Origin of the sequence: Burkholderia lata (assembly GCF_902499025.1) — a bacterium.
Lineage (GTDB): Bacteria > Pseudomonadota > Gammaproteobacteria > Burkholderiales > Burkholderiaceae > Burkholderia > Burkholderia lata_C.
The window spans coordinates 79807-99133 of sequence record NZ_CABVPW010000016.1 but is presented as its reverse complement, the minus strand read 5'-3'; the positions used below and the strand labels follow the sequence as shown (position 1 = coordinate 99133).

Below are 19327 nucleotides of genomic sequence, written 5' to 3'. Positions count from 1 at the left end.
CGGACCGTCAGGCGCCGACGCGCTGTTCGATCTTCTTCATCGTGTCGGTCATTTCGGCCGGCAGGCGCAGCTTCAGCGTATCGAACAACGCCGCATGCAGTTTCAGCTCCTCGCGCCATTCGTCGGCATTCATCGACGTCACCGCGTCGAACTGCTCGCGCGTGAAATCGAGGCCGTCCCAGTGCAGGTCCTCATAAGCCGGCGACACGCCGAACGCATGCTCGCCGCCACCGCCGGTGCCTTCGAGACGATCGAGCATCCACTTCAGCACGCGCATGTTCTCGCCGAAGCCCGGCCACACGAACTTGCCGTTCGCATCCTTGCGGAACCAGTTCACGCAGTAGATCTTCGGCAGTTTGGCGCCCGCGCCTTCGAGCTGCTTGCCGAGCTTCAGCCAGTGCGCGAAATAATCGCTGACGTTATAGCCACAGAACGGCAGCATTGCGAACGGATCGCGGCGCACGATGCCTTGCTGGCCGACCGCCGCGGCGGTCGTCTCCGAGCCCATCGTCGCGGCCATGTACACGCCTTCGACCCAGTCGCGCGCCTCGGTCACGAGCGGCACGGTCGTCGAACGGCGGCCGCCGAAGATGAATGCGTCGATCGGCACGCCGGCCGGATTTTCCCAGTCGCCGTCGATCGACGGACACTGCGCGGCCGGCGCCGTGAAGCGCGAATTCGGATGCGCGGCCTTGCGGCCGGTTTCCTTGCCGATCTCCGGCGTCCACGGGTTGCCCTGCCAGTCGGTCAGCTTCGCGGGCGGCGTGTCGGTCAGCCCTTCCCACCACACGTCGCCGTCTTCCGTCAGCGCGACGTTCGTGAAGATCACGTTTTCGGTGAGCGTCGAGATCGCGTTCGGGTTGGTCTTCACACCGGTGCCCGGGGCGACGCCGAAGAAGCCGGCTTCCGGGTTGATGGCGTACAGTCGGCCGTCGCGGCCCGGCTTCAGCCACGCGATGTCGTCGCCGATCGTCGTGACCTTCCAGCCATTGAAGCCCTGCGGCGGAATCAGCATCGCGAAGTTCGTCTTGCCGCACGCGGACGGGAACGCAGCCGCGACGTGATACTTCTTGCCGGCCGGCGACGTCACGCCGAGGATCAGCATGTGTTCGGCGAGCCAGCCCTGGTCGCGCCCCATCGTCGACGCGATACGCAGCGCGAAACATTTCTTGCCGAGCAGCGCGTTGCCGCCGTAGCCCGAGCCGAAGCTCCAGATCTCGCGCGTTTCGGGGAAATGCACGATGTACTTGACCGGGTTGCACGGCCACGGCACGTCCTGCTGGCCGGCTTCGAGCGGATGCCCGACGCTGTGCACGCAGGGCACGAAATCGCCGTCCTCGCCGAGCACGTCGTACACCTCGCGGCCCATGCGGGTCATGATCCGCATGTTCACGGCGACGTACGGGCTGTCGGACAGTTCGACGCCGACGTGCGCGATCGGCGAGCCGAGCGGGCCCATCGAGAACGGCACCACGTACAGCGTGCGGCCGCGCATCGAGCCGCGGAACAGGCCGTTGAGCGTCTCGCGCATCTCGGCAGGCTCGATCCAGTTGTTGGTCGGGCCGACGTCGTCGCGCGAAGCCGCGCAGATGAACGTGCGATCCTCGACGCGCGCGACGTCGGACGGATCGGATTGCGCGAGATACGAGTTCGGGCGCTTCGCCGGGTTCAGGCGCGTGAGCGTGCCCTGGTCGACCATCGCCTGGCACAGCGCGTCGTTTTCTTCCTGCGAACCGTCACACCACACGACACGCTCGGGCTCCGTGAGCGCCGCGATACGCGACACCCAGTCGATCAGCTTGCGATGTTTGACGAAAGACGGCGGAGCGATCAGCGGGCCGTGTGTTGCTTCGGCCATGGTGTTTTGCGACATGAGGATGTCTCCAGATTATTGGGCGGGGATGGGGATTGCGGGGCGAGCCCGCGAGATGGGGTATGCGATTGGAGCGCAGGGTGCGGCGGCGCGCAGGACGGGACGCGCGAGCGGAGCGCGCGTCGATGCCGCGATGCGTGCGAGAGAAGGTGATGTCTCTTTAGTAGGTGCGAACGCGAGTTTCGCCATACAAGCAACCTGCCGTACAACTCCATGACGGCCAGCATACCATCGCCGTTATTCGGCAAACGTTGCGTTGCAACAAGAAACAACTATGTCGGCGAACCGGCACGCCGGTTGCGTGTGAGTCCTTTTTACAGCGCCATTGCGCGCGCTTTGCGGACGAAATGGCCGGAACGACCGTCCGGCAAGGGTTTTGCGGAAGCGGCAAAATCGGCCTGCCGCTCCCGCGCCTGGCAAACGCGAACGCAAGCCGTGCGAATTCGCGTTTTCGCTACTGCGGGAAACCCCGAATTAGGTTGCGTACACAAACATCTGATCTGAGCGCATGACAAGCGCCCCTGCTCAAAACGGTGCGCCCGGCAATCCGGGGTAATACGCGCCCGCCGCCATCCCGCCGTCGACAGCCAGTTCGGCGCCGTTGCAGTACGACGCCTCGTCGCTCGCGAGGAACAGCGTCGCACGCGCGATCTCGTCGGGCAAGCCGACGCGTTGCAGCGGCACGTTCGCATAGTGCTTGTTGATTTCCTCGAGCGGCGCGCCGGTCGGGTTCGACATCGCGGTATTCACGCCGCCCGGATGGATCGAATTCACGCGCACGCCCTGATGGCCGAGTTCAAGCGCCGCGACCTTCGTCAGCCCGCGCACGCCCCACTTGCTCGACACGTACGCGGCCAGCGCATTCACGCCGCGCAGCCCGTCCACCGACGAGATGTTGACGATCGACCCGCGCTTCTGCGCGATCATGCGCGGCGCGATCGTCCTGATTCCGACGAACGTGCCGACGAGATTGATCGACACCGCGCGCTCGAAGTCGCGTTTCGACAGCTCGGTGATGCCACCGAACGTCAGCACGGCCGCATTGTTGACCAGCACGTCGATACGGCCGAACTGCTCGACCGTCGCTTCGGTCACGCGCACCCAGCTCGCTTCGTCGGCAACGTCGAGCCGCATGAAGCGCGCCGCGTCGCCGAGCTCGCGCGCGAGCGCTTCGCCTTCCGCGTCGAGCACATCGCCGATCACGACGCGCGCGCCCTCCTCGACGAACAGCCTGCACGTCGCCGCGCCCATGCCACGCGCACCGCCCGTGACGATCGCTACCTTTCCTTCCAGTCGACCCATGTCGTCCTCTCTTCGATTCCGGATTGCCGGCCGCTGCCTACGCGCATGCGTGAGCGTGCTGGCCGGATCATGATTGGCACGCGGCCAGCGCCGCGCGCCGGCGGCCCCCGCCGTCAGCCCCAGTAAGCCTGCCCGCCGTCGAGCGGCAGCGTCGCGCCCGTCAGGTATGCCGCGTCACGGCTCGCCAGAAACACGATCGCGCGCCCGATGTCCTGCTCGCAGTCGCCTACACGGCCGAGCGGGATCGTGCGGAAGAACGCGGCGGCTTCATGCGGATTCGCGTCGACCCAGCCTTTCAGGCCCGGCGACAACGCGTGCGGTGCGACCGCATTCACGCGGATGCCGTCCACGCCCCATTCGCAGGCGGCCGCGCGCGTCAGCGCACGTATCGCCTCCTTGGTCGCCGCGTACGCGCCGTAGCCGGACGCGTCCCAGCGCACCGCGGCCGACGACGCGAAATTGACTATCACGCCGTCGCCCTTCAGATGCGGATGGCACGCGCGCATCATCCGCAGCGTCGCGATCGGCCCCGATTCGAGCCCCGCCAGGAAATCCGCGTCGGTCACGTCGAGCAGGCGGCCGAGCGGCACGACCTGCGCGTTGTTGATCAGGATCTGCACGCCACCGAACCGCGCGACGACGCGGTCGACGCACTGCTCGATCTGCTCCGCGTCCATCACGTCGCACACGAACGGCTCGGCCACGCCGCCGCGCGCACGGATCGCTTCGCAGGTCGCGAGCAGCTTGTCGCGGGTACGACCGACCACCGCGACGGGCGCCCCTTCCGCCGCGAGCGCCTGCGCGACGCCCTGGCCGACGCCCTGCCCCGCGCCCGTCACGAGCGCGACCTTGCCTGTCAGGATGCCCATGCGCGCTCCTCAGGCGACGATCGCCGGATGCGCCTGCACGGGCCCGCCGAGCAGTTCGCGGTACGACGGCGGCTGCTTGCCGTCGAGATCGGCGATGCCATACTGCAGCGCGGCTTCCGCACCGACGAGCACCTGCCCCGACAGCGTCATGCGCTGCGGATCGCCGTGGATCGCATGAATCACGCGGCCCGTGAATTCGGGGCTTTCCGCGACGAGCGAGAATTCCTTGTACAGATCCGGGTGTTCTTCCCACACGCGCGTCGTGCGCTCGGTGCGCAGCGGGCCCATCCAGATCGACACGGCCGCGACGTCGAACGGCTTCAGGTCGACGGCCATGTCCTTCGCGAACTTGTCGACGCCGGATTTCTGCGCGCCGTAGGCCGCGCCGTGCATGTAGCAGCTCGCGCCGAACGACGACGTGAACGCGATCAGCCCGCTGCGGCGCTTCGCCATCAGCGGCGCCGCGTGCCAGCTCGCGACATAGGCCGAGCGCAGCCCGACATCGAGGATGTTGACGAGGTCGAGCGACTTCTCCCAGAACGGGCCCGGCAGGATCAGTTGATCGTGCAGGTAGGTCGCGTTGTTGACGAGAATGTCGAGCCGCCCGCTTTCGCGCTCGATCCGCTCGAACAGCGTCTTCACCTGCGCGTCGTCCGCGTGGTCGCAGGCCACCGCGATCCCGCGGCCGCCGAGCGCATCGATCTCGCGTGCGGTCTCGTGGATCGTGCCGGGCAGCGGCGCATCGCCTTCGTTCTGCGAGCGGCCCGTTACATAGACGGTCATGCCGGCCGCGCCGAGCGCGCGCGCAATGCCCTTGCCCGCGCCGCGCGATGCGCCCGTCACGACGGCGACCGGCGCATCGTGGTTCTGTGTCATGTTCGATGTCTCCTGTGGAATATGCGCCTCATGCGTGGCGCTGGCGTGCGTCAGGCGGCCGGCGGCTGCGCACCGGCGAACAGCACGCCCGGCGCATCGCCTTCGTAACGGGCCGACAGCGTCGACGTGACGACGCAGCGCGTGCCCGCGATCTTCCATTCGCCGTCGACCTTCCGGTATTCGTCGTCGTAGTACGCGCCGAGCTGCGTGAGCGTGCGCGCGTTCGTGTCGATCATCTGGTAGTGCAGGCCCCATGTGCCGCGTGCATGCGTGTCGTCGACCACGTCGATCTCGGGATTCACGCCGTGGTGCATCTCGACGATGTGCGGATGGCAGCCGAGTTGCGCGAAGATGTCGACGAGCGCGTCGCGCGTGTCGAACGTGCCGATCCGGCCGTAGTCGATATGCACGTGGCCCGGCGCGAAGCAGTCGCGCATCCCTTGCGGGTCCTTGCGGTCGCAGCACGTGAAGTAGCGCGCCTTCAGCCGGCGGATCGCGTCGGCGTCCTCGAGCCGGCGCACGCGCGCTTCCAGCGATTCGATGAGGGTCATCCTGTCTCCTTGTTCGGTGCCGGCGCGGTTCGAAGGCCGCGTCGACGCCACGTTACCGCCGCGCGATGCGCCGGCCATCACCCGTTCGGATGAAACCGGCGATTCATTTCGGCAGCGCCGACCGCATGTGTGCGCCGCATTCGTCCGAACAGACGATGTGATGCAGGTGGCTTCGTTCCTACCATCGAACGACACCACCACGAGACCCGGCGATGGACGACACGACCCGCACGCTCCATGAGTACGAGCAGATCCGACAGCTGAAGTACCGGTATTTCCGCGCGGTCGACACGCACGACTGGGCGCTGCTCGCCGATTGCCTGACCGAAGACTGCGAGGCGCGACTGTACGGCGGCCGCTATGCGTACGACGGCCGCGACGCGTTCGTGTCGAGCCTGCGCGAGCTGATCGGCAAACCTACCTTCCTGACAATGCATCACGGCCATCACCCGGAGCTCACGCTGGTCTCGGCCGATCACGCGTGCGGCGTGTGGTTTCTCGAGGATCATGCGATCAATCTTGAGGATAGCTACCTGCTGCACGGCACCGCGTTCTACGACGACCAGTACGTGAAACGCGATGGCGTGTGGCGCATTCACGCGACGCGCCACGAGCGGCTGTTCGAAACCGTCACGTCGCCGATCCCGCCGTCGTTCACGCTGACCGCGAACCGGTTCGCGCCGGGCGCACACCAGCCGGCCGGATCGCCTGAAACCGCTTCCTGAACCCCGGCGGCACCGCCGCCGAACCCGTCATTCCCCCTGGAGCCGGAACAATGGAGAAAGTCATTTACGTGTTGTGGCGCGATGCGCAGGCCGCTCCCGATCAGTGGAGCCGCACGGTGCGCGCGCAACTCGCCGACAAGCTGCTGTCGCTCGGTGCGCACGGCGTGCAGGTGAACGTCGCCGATGCGGATGTCGCGCCGGCCGTCGGCCTGAAGCAGACCAACACGCACCCGGGCATCGACGGAATCGTCGCGGTGTGGATCGATAGCGCGAACGCGATGTTCCGTCAGCCGTTCGACGATGCGGTGCGGGCCGTGGTCCCGCACATGGCGGCGTATCTCGTCACCGAGTCGCAGCCGATTCCGAATACGCGCTTTCCGGCGCGGCCCGGTGAGCGCACGACGGGCTTTTCGCAGCTCGCGTTCCTGAAGCGGCCGCCGCGGCTTACGCACGAAGCGTGGCTCGACGTATGGCACGGGCATCACACGCGCGTCGCGATCGATACGCAGGACAATTTCCTGTACGTGCAGAACGTCGTCGTGCGCGCGCTCACGCATGCGGCGCCGGGGTACGACGCGATCGTCGAGGAGTGCTTCCCCGCTGCGGCGATGACCGATCCGCATGCCTTCTTCGACGCGGTCGGCGATGATGAGAAATTCCAGCGGAATGTGGCGGAGATGATGGACAGCTGTGGACGCTTCATCGATTTCGACAAGATCGATGTGGTGCCGACGAGTCAGTATGTGGTGAAGGCTGTGCGGGGGTAAGTTCAGGTGATCGCGTGGTGCGGTCGCCTTTCTGTGGATTTACTGCTGTGTTCGATTGAGGGCCGGTGGAGCGCTTGTGCGCGTCGCCGGCTTATTCCTTGCCGCTTCGCGGATTTCCGTGATTGGCGTTGATCAATCTCGAGCCGTCCCTGCGGGCTACCGGGAGCCGTCGTTCGCCGTGGTTGCGCAAGCTTTCCCGGCCCTCTTCAACTCACTCGAACTGGCTGAAATCCACGACTTCCTTGACGAACCTCCCCGTCGACAGGAGTGCGCTTTCGATGTCCGCGACGATGCGCGAATTGTCGAGCGTCGCTGTGACGAACAGTGCCCAGATATCGTCGTCTATTTCGTAGTTGCCCCGGGCATATGTCCAATAGCTGAAGAAACGGTCCTGAGACAGTGCGACCACGGGTTCGTCAAGGCCGTCCGGATGCGGGACCTGGACAGAATGCAGCGCGTTTTTCAGGATCACGGCGACGTTTGGAAAGTCCGCTGCGCGATGGTCGTCAAGTACCTCGACCAGAAGATCGCTGCCGTGAAATACCGGCCGAACGCGGAATCGAATCAGGTTTGTCATGGTTCGTTTTTTTGCTCCCGTGCATCGGTGTCGAACGACTGCCTTTAGCCGTTTGCCGGCACCCGCAAGCGGCAGCCTCCCACCTCAACGGCCTTCCATGTTCGTCGAAAGGGGACACGCCCGGGTTACATGGGTCGCGTCAATGGCAACACACTTTCCTGCGCCCAACAGCGCTTCATGGCCACAAGAGATGGTCAGCCCCTTGCGACCATGATCTTGTTCTCGTGCCGGATCCCGTCCAGCTCAAAGTAAGCGATCCCTTCCTGCGTCATGCCACGAGAATGGTAGAAAGCGATTGCCTTCTCGTTTTGCGAGTTGACGCTGAGCCAGAACGAGCGCTTTCCGGTTCTTTCCTCTGCCATGGCGCTCGCATGAGTCAGCAATGACGATCCGATTCCGCGACCGGCAAAAGACGGCTGGACGTAGAGCGTTTCAATCTCGACGGGAACGTCCGCGTGGTGCGAACCCAGGCGGATGACGATATATCCGGCAAGATTTCCGTCTGCCTCGGCAACCAGCAGAACGATCTCGGGATCGTTCACCAGAGCCAGGATCCGTTCGCGCGTAAAGGTCCTCAGCACATACTGGGCAATGACCTCCGATACGCCCGCCGCTGCATAGGTATGCACCCACACATGCGCGCCAAGCACGGCAATACGCGCGGCGTCTTCCTGCCTCGCTGTTCTGATCGATAACATCGCGTTCATCTCGTTCTTTGTGCGGAAAAAGGCCGACCCCGGGCTGTACATCGATTTTCCGGTTACTCGAGCGCCTGCGCGATCGCCGACGCGAGCCCCGCCGGCTTCTCCCAGGCCATCGAATGTCCGGCATTTTTCACGATCGCAACGCTCACCCCTTCCGCGGGAAGACGTTCGGTATCGACGTCGGGCAGCGAGCGCTCGCCAAACACAACGGTTCTCGGCATCTGCATCGCATAGAGCTGCTCACGCCAGCTGGGATGGCTGCCCTCGATGAGCGATACCGCACTTCGGTGAACGGCATACGGCGCACTGGCCGACAGTGAAGCGGCCCAGATATCGCTGCCCTCGGCGGCGGATTCGGCTATCAGCGCTGCATGCCCGGTTTGCACATACACCACTTCCGTCATCGCCGCGATTTTTCTGCTGAAGAAGCCGCCGCCCGGCTCCAGATTGGGCTCGCCCAGCACGAGATGTCGCACCCGCTCACCAAGCAGCGCCGATGCAGCAATGGCAACAGCGCCGCCCATGCTGTGCCCGAACAGGTTAAGTGAGGACAGCCCCAAATGATCGGCCAGTGCCACGATCGTTTTGGCATGGTCTTGCATGCTGTAGGAAAAGTCCGTGGGGCGATCGCTGAACCCGAATCCAAGCAAATCGACCAGCACCCTCCGATGCCGCGACAATGCAGGCGCCGCCACGACGCTCGGATAGTCGCAGGAGGACGCGCACCCTATGCCGTGAACGAAGAGCGTCGGCACGCCTTCCCCGGGGAGATCGTGATACCGGAGACCCCATGGGCCGTTCTTGATCGCAAAAGTCTTCATTTTCGATGGTCAACCTTTGACTGCAGCATCGGCTGCCCGCGCCGGTCGGATAGTCGGATTCGTCGCTGGCCGGTTTCAAGCTGACGAGCGGGAACAATAGCGGCGCGCGCTGTCGTCGCCGTCGTGCCCGACGGATGCTTATATTAAATCGAGCGTACGCATGGATACCCGGGAATCTACACTGACAGCCCCGCTTCCACGATATGGATCATGCATGGAATCGCTTGCCCCCTTCAGTGGTTCGAAGATCGCGCTCTTCAAGGACCGGGAAATCCTCGTCTATCGACGCGACGACAAACCCGACATACCGTTTCCCGGGCTGTGGGATCTGCCCGGCGGAGGCCGGGAAGGTAACGAGACGCCTGAAGCGTGCGCGTTGCGTGAGCTCCATGAGGAATTCGGACTGACGATACCGGGCAGCCGGATCGGTTGGTCCAGGGTCTATCCGTCGAACCGGCCGGACCGCCTGCCGCACTGGTTCTTCGCCAGTTGGCTGAGCGATGCGGAAATCGCCGCGATCCGTTTCGGCAACGAAGGCCAGGAATGGACGCTGATGAATGTCGACGCATATCTGCGGCTCACCGATGCGATCCCGCATTTGCAGGCGCGCGTGACGGATTATCTGCGGCGTTGACGGCGCACGATTTCCGGCGATTGGCGTGTGTCCGTCAAGTGTCGTCTGATGGCCGACGCCTGCTCGATGCATTCGGCCGACGCTAACTGAAGCGCCACGCTCGGTTCCCGACAGCAAACGCTCAGCGTCATCTGACGCTTACCGGCCCCGTTACAGGCCACCCGCCGAATCAACCGGATTCGACCGAGATTAGCGCCGGCTCGCTGCCGATGTGTGCACGAACGCCGAAATAGCCGCCACGACACCCTCCGCCAGCGGCAGATCCGGGTTCGAATAAGCAGCAAGGTTTTCTTGCAGATCCGGCGTGCGGACGGTCTTGAGAACGTGATTGGCGTCGGCGATCAGCACCATTTCGGCCCGCGGATTGGCCTGCTTCAGACGTTCCGCGTCCTGTACGCCAACCTGGATATCCCGCGCTCCCTGCACGATGAGCACGGGCTTCATGCAATCGGCCAGTCGCGCTGCCGGGTCGATGGTCAGCTCGCTCATCAGGAAGCGCTGGACTTGCGGCCTGAACAACGGCATGAGTGCTGGATCGATTCTGGCTGCGTCTACCCGCTCCCCGGTTTCCAGCGACGCGAGGATCGACATTGCATTTTCCAGGAACGGGGCATTTGCAGGATTCGATTGCAGTTGTTGCCTCAATACTTGCCCCAACTGGCGTCCCGCCGTGGATACCAGGATCAGGCCGGCGATGTCGGCCGATTGCCGCGCCGCCAGCAACGCAACCAAACCGCCCTCGCTGTGCCCCAACACCCATACGCCGGAAGTGCCTGTCCGCGCGCGGATGGCGGCTACCCACGAATGGACGTCGGCCGCGTACTCGTCGATCGTGACGTCATTTGCATCGGGTACTGCCGACGCGCTGCCATACATGCCGCGCTTGTCGATTCGTACCGACGCGATCCCTTCTTCGCACAATCCTTCCGCGAGCAATCGATAAGTCGACGCCTGAAGCCAGTTCGGCGCATTGCCATTTCGATCGGTCGGGCCCGAGCCCGGCACGATCAGCACCACCGGAGTGTCGCCGGTGCCCGGGGACAACAGCGTGCCTTTCAGCGGGCCAGATGGGCCCGGCGCTTCGATTTCCGTCTGCATGATTTGTAAAGGGTCTGTCGAACAAAGCACCATAGCCGTTGCGATGCGAAACTTGCCGCCCTCATTGGCTCCCGATGTACTTGGGATCGTCGATGCGGTTCAAGAATGGCAACGGCGTCGTGGCAACGCAGCGATCAATTGTCAACGATGACGTCGGCTGCGTCGAGCGCCCGCAGCTACCGGTTGCGGCAGGCTGAGCCCCCGAACCGGCCACCCCGTCCTCTCCCAAGCAGCCATTCGCAACATGGACTGCCTTGCGATAGGGAATTGTTTTACAGGCGACCTCGATCAACATGAAAGTGGGACCACCAACCTGGCTGGTCCCAATCCGTCGATCGTGCTGCGATGGCTAACGCATCCGATCGTTCCGCATCATCGCGGCCAGGATATATCCTGCGATTCGCGGATTCTCCTTGATTCGCCGAGTGCTGTAGCCATACCAGTCCCGGCCGTACGGCACATAGACGCGCACATTGAAGCCTTGCGCAAGCAGCGCATCACGCTCCGGTTCGCACACGCCCAGCAACATCTGGAATTCGAACCTTGACCTGTCGATCCGCTCGCGTTGCAGCCAGCCGGTCAGCGCATCGATCAACTGTGCATCGTGGGTGGCAATGCCCACGAACGATCCCGCCTGTATTGCACTTGCAACGTGCCGGACGAAGTGCGCATTGATCGCGGCCCGATCCCTTGACGCACCGTCGACGAGATGCTCGTTCGCCTCCGCATAAATTCCCTTGCAGATACGCATGCGGCTTTTGCGTTCAAGCAGAGGAACGATGTCATCGCTCGTGCGCTTCAAATACGCCTGCAATGCAATTCCGATCGCATATCCGTCGGCTTCAAGCTTCGAGAACGCATCGAGCGTTTTCTGCGTGCAATGGATGTCTTCCATGTCGATGCATGCGCTGATCCCGTGCGCGGCTGCCGATCGCAGTATCGCCGAGACGCGCGCCATGCATGCGTCTTCGTCGAGATGCAACCCGAGCGCGGTCAATTTGATCGAAAGCTCGGCGGGCTCATGTGCTGAACCGAGCGCATCGACGAGATCGAGATAATCACGCGTCATCGACTCTGCGTGTTCAGGCGATGACGCCGTCTCGCCCAACACATCGACGGTGGTTCGGAAGCCTGCCGCGTGAAGCGTCCGGATGCGCGTGCGCGCATCGCAAAGCGTTTCGCCGGCGATATAGCGGCGGGAGATCTTGCGGATCAGCGAACGGGGAACGAGCGGGATGGCGTGAGCCGCCATCGTATTGAGAATACGCATGTTGTGGTCTCTTGAAAACGCAGTCGCACGAATAAAGACACGATCAGTCCATTCGAGCGATATCACCGGACTGTTGCTCACAACAGTTCGGGACGAATACCAAGGCCGATGCAATCACTGCATCGCCGCTGGTTTTCAGTGCGTTTTCGAGGGAGGCCAGGCTGCTGCGTACATGGTTCGGGTGGAGGCTGTTGCTGTTCGCGACGGGTTGGTCAATGCCTGCTTTCGGCCCGTCATTCAGACACGGCGAATCGTAGCACGCGCAAACGAACGGCGGTCGTGAACCGAACCGAGGTGCCGACCATCATTTTGTCCGTAGCGGGCCTTCACGCAGCAGCGAAAGTTTCATCCGGCTCGCAGTCGAATGTCAGTGTCAGTCGCCGGCGACGCGCCGCGGCTGATACGTCTTCCCATATATGGGTCGGTCGACCGGATTTTGCAAAACATCGATACCTGACATTGGGGCGTGTCGGTTCCACTGCAGAGGCCGAAAGGCCGAACCTGACGGCGACATTCCACGCAGGATTGGACATCCAGAGAGAGGCGCCGAAATCGATTGGCGAGCGTACACAGGACTTGCTCGATACCCGTCACAAAATGGGTCGAGTGACACATTTTCGTCGATGCGCCCGACCGCCCTCCACCTCCCAGTCTCCCCCTTTTGCCACACCCATGACAAAACGTCTATAATTGGACAATCCATCGACCGGCACGCAGCAGCATTCGAACCCGAGCGCGCCGCGATTCCCCGGCCTCACCTGCCCGGAGCGACATGAGCGACTACCCTGTTTTCGACACGCTTTGCGATCTGCTGAACACATCCGGCGCGCGCTTCCGCGTGCTGGAGCATCCGGCCGAAGGGAAATCCGACGCGATCGCCGCGCTGCGCGGCACACGCCCCGAACAGGGCGCGAAGGCGATGCTGTGCACGTTCAAGGATGGCGGCGACACCACCGCGCTCGCCGTGATTCCCGGCCACCTGAAGATCGATTTCCGCAAGGTCGCCGATGCGGTGGGCCGCCGCAAGGCCACCCTCGCGTCGCCCGACCTCGCGGCCACCGTCACGCGCTGCGTGATGGGCGCCGTGCCGCCGTTCGTGTTCGACCCCAGCGTGACGCTCGTCGTCGATCCCGCGCTGGTCGAACGCAACGCCGAGATCGCCTTCAACGCAGGCCGCCTCGACCGCTCCGTCGTGCTCGACGCGGCTGACTACGTGCGGATCGCGCAGCCGCTGCTCGCCGACATCACGCGGCCGGAAACGGCGGACGGCGAGTAACACGCCGGTCGCCCCTGTTCCCGAAGCCGTCGCATCGATCCGAAACTGAACGCGAAACCATCATGACCACCACCCGGAAACTCGTGCTGTCCGAACAGGCATCGCTGATTGAACAGGTGCAGCGCATTGCCGAAGGGCTCGGCGCGATGTTTGCGCCGTTCACCGAGGTCGTGGTCCACGACCTGCGCACGCCGAAGCACGCGATCCTCGCGATCCACAACAACCTGTCGGGGCGCGCAGTCGGCGATCCCGCGACCGAGCTCGGCCTCGCCCGCATCGCGGACGACGATTTCCCGCCCGTGCTCGCCAATTACCCGAACCGCTTCGCCGACGGCCGCACCGCGAAAAGCACGTCGATCGGCATCAAGGATTCGACCGGCCGCTATGTGGCCGCGCTGTGCCTGAATGCCGACGTCACGCTGTTCCGCGGCTTCCAGGGCATGCTGAACCAGTTCTGCAGCACGGACGGCGAAGCCGTCGCCGAAACGCTCGATCCGGCCGGCGCGGACGCGATCCGGCAGCGTATCGACGCATTCGCGATGCGCCTCGCGACGACGCCGCGCGAACTGAAGACCGACCAGCGCCGCGAACTGTTGCAGACGTTGAAGGCCGACGGCTTCCTCGAAGTGCGCCGCGCGATGGAGATCGTGTCGCAGCATCTCGGCGTCTCGCGCGCGACCGTCTACAACGATGCGAAATGACGCAAGCGCGTGGCACGCGCTGCTTTCCTGCTGAACGATTTCAACGACCACCAGGCAATCCATGAACGCTCCCACTCTCCCCACCTACGACGACGTTGCCGCCGCCGCGGCCCGGCTTGAAGGCCATGCGCACCGCACGCCGGTGATGACGTCGCGGACGATCGACGAAGCGCTCGGCGCGCAAGTGTTCTTCAAGTGCGAGAACCTGCAGCGCATGGGTGCATTCAAGTTCCGCGGCGCGTTCAACGCGCTGTCGCGCTTCGACGCGGAGCAACGCCGCAACGGCGTCGTCGCGTTCTCGTCCGGCAACCATGCGCAGGCGATCGCGCTGTCGGCGCGCATGCTCGGCATTCCCGCGACGATCGTGATGCCGCAGGATGCGCCGGCCGCGAAGATGGCCGCGACGCGCGGCTACGGCGGCAAGGTCGTGACCTACGACCGCTACACCGAGGATCGCGAGCAGATCGGGCGCGATCTCGCGGCGCAGCACGGGCTCACGCTGATCCCGCCCTACGACCACCCGGACGTGATCGCCGGCCAGGGCACGGCGGCCAAGGAACTGTTCGACGAAGTCGGCCCGCTCGACGCGGTATTCGCGCCGCTCGGCGGCGGCGGGCTGCTGTCGGGCACCGCGCTCGCCACGCGCGCGCTGTCGCCGCATGCGACGCTGTACGGCGTCGAGCCGGAAGCCGGCAACGACGGCCAGCAATCGTTCCGTTCCGGCGCGATCGTGCATATCGACACGCCGCGCACGATCGCCGACGGTGCGCAGACGCAGCACCTCGGCAACCTGACGTTCCCGATCATCCGCCGCGACGTCGACGACATCCTGACCGCGACGGACGCGGAACTGGTCGACTGCATGCGTTTCTTCGCCACTCGTATGAAGATTGTGGTCGAGCCGACCGGCTGCCTGTCGTTCGCCGCCGTGCGACGGATGAAGGACGCGCTGCAGGGCAAGCGCGTGGGCGTGGTGATCAGCGGCGGCAACGTCGATCTCGAGAACTTCTGCGCGCTGGTGTCGGCGCCGGCATGACCGTCGCGGCGCGCATGAATATTCCGTCATACGCGCCGCACCACTCCTTCACGCCGCGTTAAGTTTCGCGCCCTAGACTGATTACGTTGTCCCGTAGTCAGTCGTGAAGGAGCCACCATGAAAACGCACGCGATCGTCGCCGCCGCCCTGGCGGCTGCTTCCCTTTCGGCGTTCGCTCAACCGGGCGTGACGTCATCCGGTTTTCCCGCCGCGTCGCCGCACGACGCCATCGCGCAGGCGACGCACCGCTCGCCCGGCGCGTTGCCGCACGCCGGCTTCGTGCTCGCGAAGATCGATCAGAACAATACGCCCCCCGATCGCGGCGGCGACCCGAGCGGCCGCACGCACTCCGGCATGCACATGTGACGGCGCGCGCCGGGCGCGGCTGCCGCGCCCGGCCGTCAGAACGACGGCAGCGACGGATCGCGTGAAGCGAGGATGTCGTCGGTGCGCCGCTGCAGCGCGCCGTCGATCGTCTCCGGTTGCGGAATCAACCAGTAGCGCCCTGCACGAATGCCGTCGAACACGCGCTCGGCGAACGCGTCGGGCGTGAGCCCGTGCGCGTTCAGCATCGAGCGCATCGTGTCGACGAAGCCGCGCACCTCGGGACGATCGTGCGCCGCGCCGAACGGGTCGTTGAAGATGCCCGACTGCACGGGGCCCGGCGCAAGCAACGACACGCCGACCGGCGCGCCGAGCATCTTCAGTTCTCCGTACAGCGATTCGGTCAGCGCGACCACCGCGAATTTCGTCGCCGAATAAGGCGACATCAGCGGGCTCGGCAGGAACCCGCCGACCGACGCGGTATTCACGACGCGCGCCGGCACGTTGCGTTCGAGCATCCGCGGCACGAAGCTGCGGATCCCGTTCAGCACGCCGTGCACGTTGATCGCGAAGCTGCGCTCGAAGCGTTCCGGCGTGATTTCCCAAGTAAAACCGGTCGCCATCACGCCCGCGTTGTTGAACAGCAGGTCGACGCCGCCGAAGCGCTGCCACGCGGCTTCCGCCAACGCGTCGACGGCGTCCGGCCGGCTGACGTCGGTCGGCACGCACAGCACGTCGGTGTCGAGCGTCGCGGCGAATGCATCGAGCTTCGCCGGGTCGAGATCGGCCAGCACGACACGCATGCCGAGCCCGGCCGCGTGGCGCGCGAGCCCGCTGCCGATGCCGCTGGCTGCGCCGGTAATCACGGCGGTGCCGCCGTCGAAGCGAATCGAATTCGTCATATCAATCAGAGTCCTGTCGGGTCGATGTGGGGATGCGCATACGCGGGAATCACCGGCGGCGGCAACACCGTGCGGCCGTCGAGCGAACGCACCGCGAGCTGCTGCGCGAGCGGGAAATGCAGGCTGTGCGTGACGAGGCCCGTGCGTTCGCGCGCCGGCAGGCTGCACAGTGCGAGCGCGGTTTCGGCGAGATACGCGACGTCTTCGGTCGGATAGCCTTCGGGGATGTAGCGCGCGGCGCCCGGCGTGCGGATCGCCGTGCTCGGCGCGACGAGATTCACCGCGATGCCGTCGGCTTCGAGTTCGGCCGCGAGCCCCTGCGTGAAACGCGACAGTGCCGCCTTCACCGCCGCATAGACGGTCGCGCCGCCCGCCCGCGAGAAATCGTCGAACGGCCGCAGCGGCGGCAGCGCCGTCACCGAGCCGACGTTCACGATCCAGCCGGCGCCGCGTGCGCGCATCAGCGGGATCGCGGCCTGCGCCAGCGCAAACGGGATCCGCAGATAGTGTTCGATCGTCGTGTCGAACATCGTCATCGGCATCGCATCGACGCACGCGTAGTCGGCTACGCCCGCGTTGTTGACGAGGATGTCGAGGCCGCCGGCGGCTTGCGCGGCGCGCCCGACGAGCGCGTCGCGCTCGGCTGCGTTCGACAGGTCGGCGGCGAGCGCAATTGCGCGGCCGCCGGCCTGCTCGATCAGTGCGACCGTTTCGGCGAGCGTGCCGGCAGTCGTCGCCGATTGCGTGAGGCTGCGCGCCGTCACGACGACGGTCGCGCCTTCGGATGCGAGGCGCTGCGCGATCGCACGGCCGATGCCGCGGCTTGCGCCTGTCACGAGCGCGCACTTGCCGGCCAGTACGCCGGTTCGGGTATCGGTCATCGTTGTCTCCTGTGATGTGCGTGCGGGCCGCTCAGCCGGCGATATCCGCAACATGAAGCACCAGCTTCGTTTTCGCCTCGCCCGTTTGAACGAGATCGAGTGCGCGGGCCGCCTGTTCGAGCGGGAAACGGTCGAAACGCGGCACGCGCAGCGCGCGCCGTTCGAGTTGCGCCGCGATCCGGCCAAGCGTGCTGCCGCTCGGCATCCGGCTGTAGGTCATCGCGGTGCGCAGGCCGCGCCGTGCGGCTTCGGCGGCCGTCGCGGCCAACCGCTCCGCATCGCCGGCCGCGAGCGTCATGATGGTCACCAGCGTGCCGCCCGGTGCCAGCAGGTCGAGCGCATCGGGCAGCGTGTCGCCGCCGACCGCGTCGAGCACCAGATCGACGCCGCCGGGCGCCCATGCGCGCAGCGCTGCGGCGATGTCCTGCTCGCGATAGTCGATGCTGGCCGCCGCGCCCAGCGATTCGACCGTCTCGCGGTTGCGCGCCGAACACGTCGCCGCGACGCGCGCGCCGGCCTGCACCGCGAGCTGGATCGCAAACGTGCCGACCGCGCCCGCGCCACCGTGCACCAGCACGGTCTGGCCCGCCTTCAGCCCGCCGTCGTCGAACAGGCCGGCCCATGCGGCGAGTGCGGGCGTCGGCACCGTGGCCGCTTCCGCCAGGCTCACCGCGTCGGGCACGCGCACGACCGAGTCGTGGCGCACGGCCACGTATTCCGCATAAGCACCCCAGCGGCCCGCGCCGACGTCGGTCTGTGCGAACACGCGCATGCCGGGCGCGAAACCGTCGACGCCCTCGCCGACCGCTTCCACCACGCCCGACGCGTCGAAGCCGATCACGAACGGAAACGTGTATTGCATGAACGCGCCAAGGTAGCCTTCGCGGCATTTCCAGTCGGCGGGATTGACGCCCGCGCAGGCCACGCGGATCAGCACGTCGCCGGGGCCCGGCGTCGGTGCCGGCACGTCGGCCATTCGCAAGGCGTCGGAATGACCGACGCGGTCGATCAACAGGGCTCGCATCTTCGTGTCTCCAGGGTGGTTGTCAGCTTGATGTGGGGGCTGCACGTCACGGCGCCGTATCGGCCAGCAAGCTCGACGCGAGCGAACAGAACGCATGCGAGATCGCATCGACCGTCCAGTCGGGGCTTTCGGCATCGAACCGGCGGTCGACCCAGCCCCAGTGATACGGATGCATCAGGTATTCGCCGAGCAGATCGCCGACGTGCGCGAATTCCTGCTGCCACACGTGCGTCCACGCGCCGGGCGTCTCGATTCGGCTCAGGCGCCAGTTGCGAATGCCGGGCATGAACGCGGGCATCTGCAGCAGTTCGCGTTCGAGCGCGGCGATTTGCGCAGCGCCAACTTGCGGGCGCACGCGCAGCATCAGCGTGCGCCATACGCCGTCGCGCAGCGCAGGCGCGCGCAAGCCGCCGCCGATCGCGCGGCATTCGGCACCGTCGATGCGCTCGATACCCGGCAGTTGCGCCAATGCAGCGAAATCCGCTGTGTCGCTGGCCACCGACTCGTCGCGCAGCACATCGAGCGTGTAGTCGCCCGCGCCCCAACTACCGTCCAGATTGCGTGCCAGCGCCACGCGTTTCGCGCCAGCCAGCGCGTGCGCCGCTTCGTGCACCGCATGTTCGATCGCGCCGGCGTTGCAACCCGCCGACACGAATACCTGTGCCGTGTCATGCCGCATGGTCGACCTCCGTCAGTCCAGGCAACGGCGCATCGGCATCCGTCATCACATGGCGGCGGCGCACGTCGCACAGCGCGTCGACGGCCATCCAGAAGCCGACCACGTCGGCGTCCGTCAGCGCGCGCATCCGGTAGTAGGCCGGCGCGTCGGCCACGTGCCAGGCCAGCCATAGCGTGCTCGGCTGCCCCGGCACCGCGACGGGCGGCGACACCCAGCGGCCGGCCGCCGTCAGCCCGCGCGCCGCGTGGCCCGGCAGGTAGCGGTCGCGCAGCAGTGCAAGCACGTCGGGAATGCGCTCGGGCGCCAGCGTGATTTCGTCTACGATCTGGATCATTCGCGTGTCGTCCGTGGTCGTTCGTAACAGGAATGCGCGGCCGGTCTACGCCGTTCCGGCGAGGCCGAAGGCGGTCGGCGTGGATAGCATTCTTGCGTGGTGA

The 19327-nt window shown here is 65.5% G+C and carries 22 protein-coding genes; 7 read left to right on the top strand and 15 right to left on the bottom strand.

The window, feature by feature from the left end:
• Nucleotides 1-7: 7 nt before the first annotated feature.
• From BDI24065_RS18015 to BDI24065_RS17995, 5 genes are all read right to left on the bottom strand, one after another.
• Nucleotides 8-1873, bottom strand: a complete 1866-nt coding sequence (locus BDI24065_RS18015) for a phosphoenolpyruvate carboxykinase (GTP) (RefSeq protein ID WP_175032418.1) — start codon at nt 1871-1873, stop codon at nt 8-10.
• Nucleotides 1874-2398: 525 nt separating this feature from the next.
• Complete coding sequence (locus tag BDI24065_RS18010) at nt 2399-3175, bottom strand: glucose 1-dehydrogenase (RefSeq protein WP_175032417.1); 777 nt, start codon at nt 3173-3175, stop codon at nt 2399-2401.
• A 113-nt stretch (nt 3176-3288) separates the two neighbouring features.
• Complete coding sequence (locus tag BDI24065_RS18005) at nt 3289-4044, bottom strand: SDR family NAD(P)-dependent oxidoreductase (protein WP_175032416.1); 756 nt, start codon at nt 4042-4044, stop codon at nt 3289-3291.
• A 9-nt stretch (nt 4045-4053) separates the two neighbouring features.
• Nucleotides 4054-4920 (bottom strand): SDR family NAD(P)-dependent oxidoreductase, encoded by an 867-nt coding sequence (locus tag BDI24065_RS18000; protein ID WP_175032415.1) that lies wholly within the window; start codon nt 4918-4920, stop codon nt 4054-4056.
• A 50-nt stretch (nt 4921-4970) separates the two neighbouring features.
• A complete protein-coding gene (locus BDI24065_RS17995) occupies nt 4971-5471 on the bottom strand; it encodes a nuclear transport factor 2 family protein (RefSeq protein ID WP_175032414.1) in 501 nt (166 codons plus the stop codon).
• 212 nt (nt 5472-5683) lie between these two features.
• On the opposite strand from BDI24065_RS17995, the gene BDI24065_RS17990 reads away from it, so the two are divergent.
• Together BDI24065_RS17990 and BDI24065_RS17985 are read left to right on the top strand one after the other, a co-directional pair.
• A complete protein-coding gene (locus tag BDI24065_RS17990; RefSeq protein ID WP_175032413.1) occupies nt 5684-6196 on the top strand; it encodes a nuclear transport factor 2 family protein in 513 nt (170 codons plus the stop codon).
• Nucleotides 6197-6246: 50 nt separating this feature from the next.
• The gene (locus BDI24065_RS17985) at nt 6247-6963 is read left to right on the top strand and encodes an EthD domain-containing protein (protein ID WP_175032412.1); all 717 of its coding nucleotides are present in this window, start codon (nt 6247-6249) and stop codon (nt 6961-6963) included.
• A 211-nt stretch (nt 6964-7174) separates the two neighbouring features.
• Here BDI24065_RS17985 and BDI24065_RS17980 read toward each other — a convergent pair whose 3' ends face one another.
• From BDI24065_RS17980 to BDI24065_RS17970, 3 genes are all read right to left on the bottom strand, one after another.
• Complete coding sequence (locus BDI24065_RS17980) at nt 7175-7540, bottom strand: hypothetical protein (protein ID WP_175032411.1); 366 nt, start codon at nt 7538-7540, stop codon at nt 7175-7177.
• 194 nt (nt 7541-7734) lie between these two features.
• On the bottom strand, nt 7735-8289 hold the full coding sequence (locus BDI24065_RS17975; protein WP_175032410.1) for a GNAT family N-acetyltransferase: 555 nt from the start codon (nt 8287-8289) through the stop codon (nt 7735-7737).
• Nucleotides 8290-8300: 11 nt separating this feature from the next.
• Nucleotides 8301-9065 (bottom strand): alpha/beta fold hydrolase, encoded by a 765-nt coding sequence (locus tag BDI24065_RS17970; RefSeq protein WP_175032409.1) that lies wholly within the window; start codon nt 9063-9065, stop codon nt 8301-8303.
• Nucleotides 9066-9279: 214 nt separating this feature from the next.
• Here BDI24065_RS17970 and BDI24065_RS17965 point away from each other — a divergent pair, with 214 nt between their 5' ends.
• A complete protein-coding gene (locus BDI24065_RS17965; RefSeq protein WP_175032408.1) occupies nt 9280-9699 on the top strand; it encodes an NUDIX hydrolase in 420 nt (139 codons plus the stop codon).
• A gap of 189 nt (nt 9700-9888) precedes the next feature.
• Here the strand turns inward: BDI24065_RS17965 and BDI24065_RS17960 are convergent, their stop codons facing one another.
• Nucleotides 9889-10800 carry an alpha/beta hydrolase gene (locus BDI24065_RS17960; protein ID WP_175032481.1) on the bottom strand — a complete coding sequence of 304 codons (912 nt, stop codon included), beginning with the start codon at nt 10798-10800 and terminating at the stop codon, nt 9889-9891.
• 346 nt (nt 10801-11146) lie between these two features.
• The gene (locus BDI24065_RS17955; RefSeq protein WP_175032407.1) at nt 11147-12067 is read right to left on the bottom strand and encodes a proline dehydrogenase family protein; all 921 of its coding nucleotides are present in this window, start codon (nt 12065-12067) and stop codon (nt 11147-11149) included.
• A 772-nt stretch (nt 12068-12839) separates the two neighbouring features.
• On the opposite strand from BDI24065_RS17955, the gene BDI24065_RS17950 reads away from it, so the two are divergent.
• From BDI24065_RS17950 to BDI24065_RS17935, 4 genes are all read left to right on the top strand, one after another.
• Nucleotides 12840-13343 (top strand): YbaK/prolyl-tRNA synthetase associated domain-containing protein, encoded by a 504-nt coding sequence (locus BDI24065_RS17950; RefSeq protein WP_175032406.1) that lies wholly within the window; start codon nt 12840-12842, stop codon nt 13341-13343.
• A gap of 62 nt (nt 13344-13405) precedes the next feature.
• The gene (locus BDI24065_RS17945) at nt 13406-14044 is read left to right on the top strand and encodes a helix-turn-helix transcriptional regulator (protein ID WP_175032405.1); all 639 of its coding nucleotides are present in this window, start codon (nt 13406-13408) and stop codon (nt 14042-14044) included.
• A 61-nt stretch (nt 14045-14105) separates the two neighbouring features.
• On the top strand, nt 14106-15080 hold the full coding sequence (locus BDI24065_RS17940) for a threo-3-hydroxy-L-aspartate ammonia-lyase (protein WP_175032404.1): 975 nt from the start codon (nt 14106-14108) through the stop codon (nt 15078-15080).
• A 117-nt stretch (nt 15081-15197) separates the two neighbouring features.
• A complete protein-coding gene (locus tag BDI24065_RS17935) occupies nt 15198-15446 on the top strand; it encodes a hypothetical protein (RefSeq protein WP_175032403.1) in 249 nt (82 codons plus the stop codon).
• 35 nt (nt 15447-15481) lie between these two features.
• On the opposite strand, the gene BDI24065_RS17930 is transcribed toward BDI24065_RS17935, so the two are convergent.
• Genes BDI24065_RS17930 through BDI24065_RS17910 form a run of 5 tightly spaced genes read right to left on the bottom strand, consistent with a single transcriptional unit; the run spans nt 15482 to nt 19224 of the window.
• Nucleotides 15482-16306 carry an SDR family NAD(P)-dependent oxidoreductase gene (locus BDI24065_RS17930; protein ID WP_175032402.1) on the bottom strand — a complete coding sequence of 275 codons (825 nt, stop codon included), beginning with the start codon at nt 16304-16306 and terminating at the stop codon, nt 15482-15484.
• 5 nt (nt 16307-16311) lie between these two features.
• Entirely contained in the window at nt 16312-17187 is an 876-nt protein-coding gene (locus BDI24065_RS17925; RefSeq protein WP_175032401.1) for an SDR family NAD(P)-dependent oxidoreductase, read from the bottom strand.
• Between the two features lie 31 nt (nt 17188-17218).
• Nucleotides 17219-18211: an NADP-dependent oxidoreductase gene (locus tag BDI24065_RS17920; RefSeq protein ID WP_175032400.1), complete on the bottom strand. Its 993-nt coding sequence runs from the start codon at nt 18209-18211 to the stop codon at nt 17219-17221.
• 46 nt (nt 18212-18257) lie between these two features.
• Nucleotides 18258-18890, bottom strand: a complete 633-nt coding sequence (locus BDI24065_RS17915; protein WP_175032399.1) for a Dabb family protein — start codon at nt 18888-18890, stop codon at nt 18258-18260.
• The gene (locus BDI24065_RS17910; protein WP_175032398.1) at nt 18880-19224 is read right to left on the bottom strand and encodes a hypothetical protein; all 345 of its coding nucleotides are present in this window, start codon (nt 19222-19224) and stop codon (nt 18880-18882) included. The genes BDI24065_RS17915 and BDI24065_RS17910 overlap by 11 nt, the downstream gene beginning before the upstream one ends.
• Nucleotides 19225-19327 lie beyond the last annotated feature (103 nt).

Coding starts and splice junctions, on each gene's coding strand:
- BDI24065_RS18010 (WP_175032417.1), bottom strand. CDS start 3,175: ATGGGTCGACTGGAAGGAAAGGTAGCGATCGTCACGGGCGGTGCGCGT.
- BDI24065_RS18015 (WP_175032418.1), bottom strand. CDS start 1,873: ATGTCGCAAAACACCATGGCCGAAGCAACACACGGCCCGCTGATCGCT.
- BDI24065_RS17995 (WP_175032414.1), bottom strand. CDS start 5,471: ATGACCCTCATCGAATCGCTGGAAGCGCGCGTGCGCCGGCTCGAGGAC.
- BDI24065_RS17910 (WP_175032398.1), bottom strand. CDS start 19,224: ATGATCCAGATCGTAGACGAAATCACGCTGGCGCCCGAGCGCATTCCC.
- BDI24065_RS17965 (WP_175032408.1), top strand. CDS start 9,280: ATGGAATCGCTTGCCCCCTTCAGTGGTTCGAAGATCGCGCTCTTCAAG.
- BDI24065_RS17985 (WP_175032412.1), top strand. CDS start 6,247: ATGGAGAAAGTCATTTACGTGTTGTGGCGCGATGCGCAGGCCGCTCCC.
- BDI24065_RS17950 (WP_175032406.1), top strand. CDS start 12,840: ATGAGCGACTACCCTGTTTTCGACACGCTTTGCGATCTGCTGAACACA.
- BDI24065_RS17990 (WP_175032413.1), top strand. CDS start 5,684: ATGGACGACACGACCCGCACGCTCCATGAGTACGAGCAGATCCGACAG.
- BDI24065_RS17935 (WP_175032403.1), top strand. CDS start 15,198: ATGAAAACGCACGCGATCGTCGCCGCCGCCCTGGCGGCTGCTTCCCTT.
- BDI24065_RS17920 (WP_175032400.1), bottom strand. CDS start 18,211: ATGCGAGCCCTGTTGATCGACCGCGTCGGTCATTCCGACGCCTTGCGA.
- BDI24065_RS18000 (WP_175032415.1), bottom strand. CDS start 4,920: ATGACACAGAACCACGATGCGCCGGTCGCCGTCGTGACGGGCGCATCG.
- BDI24065_RS17915 (WP_175032399.1), bottom strand. CDS start 18,890: ATGCGGCATGACACGGCACAGGTATTCGTGTCGGCGGGTTGCAACGCC.
- BDI24065_RS17925 (WP_175032401.1), bottom strand. CDS start 17,187: ATGACCGATACCCGAACCGGCGTACTGGCCGGCAAGTGCGCGCTCGTG.
- BDI24065_RS18005 (WP_175032416.1), bottom strand. CDS start 4,044: ATGGGCATCCTGACAGGCAAGGTCGCGCTCGTGACGGGCGCGGGGCAG.
- BDI24065_RS17955 (WP_175032407.1), bottom strand. CDS start 12,067: ATGCGTATTCTCAATACGATGGCGGCTCACGCCATCCCGCTCGTTCCC.
- BDI24065_RS17980 (WP_175032411.1), bottom strand. CDS start 7,540: ATGACAAACCTGATTCGATTCCGCGTTCGGCCGGTATTTCACGGCAGC.
- BDI24065_RS17940 (WP_175032404.1), top strand. CDS start 14,106: ATGAACGCTCCCACTCTCCCCACCTACGACGACGTTGCCGCCGCCGCG.
- BDI24065_RS17945 (WP_175032405.1), top strand. CDS start 13,406: ATGACCACCACCCGGAAACTCGTGCTGTCCGAACAGGCATCGCTGATT.
- BDI24065_RS17970 (WP_175032409.1), bottom strand. CDS start 9,065: ATGAAGACTTTTGCGATCAAGAACGGCCCATGGGGTCTCCGGTATCAC.
- BDI24065_RS17975 (WP_175032410.1), bottom strand. CDS start 8,289: ATGTACAGCCCGGGGTCGGCCTTTTTCCGCACAAAGAACGAGATGAAC.
- BDI24065_RS17930 (WP_175032402.1), bottom strand. CDS start 16,306: ATGACGAATTCGATTCGCTTCGACGGCGGCACCGCCGTGATTACCGGC.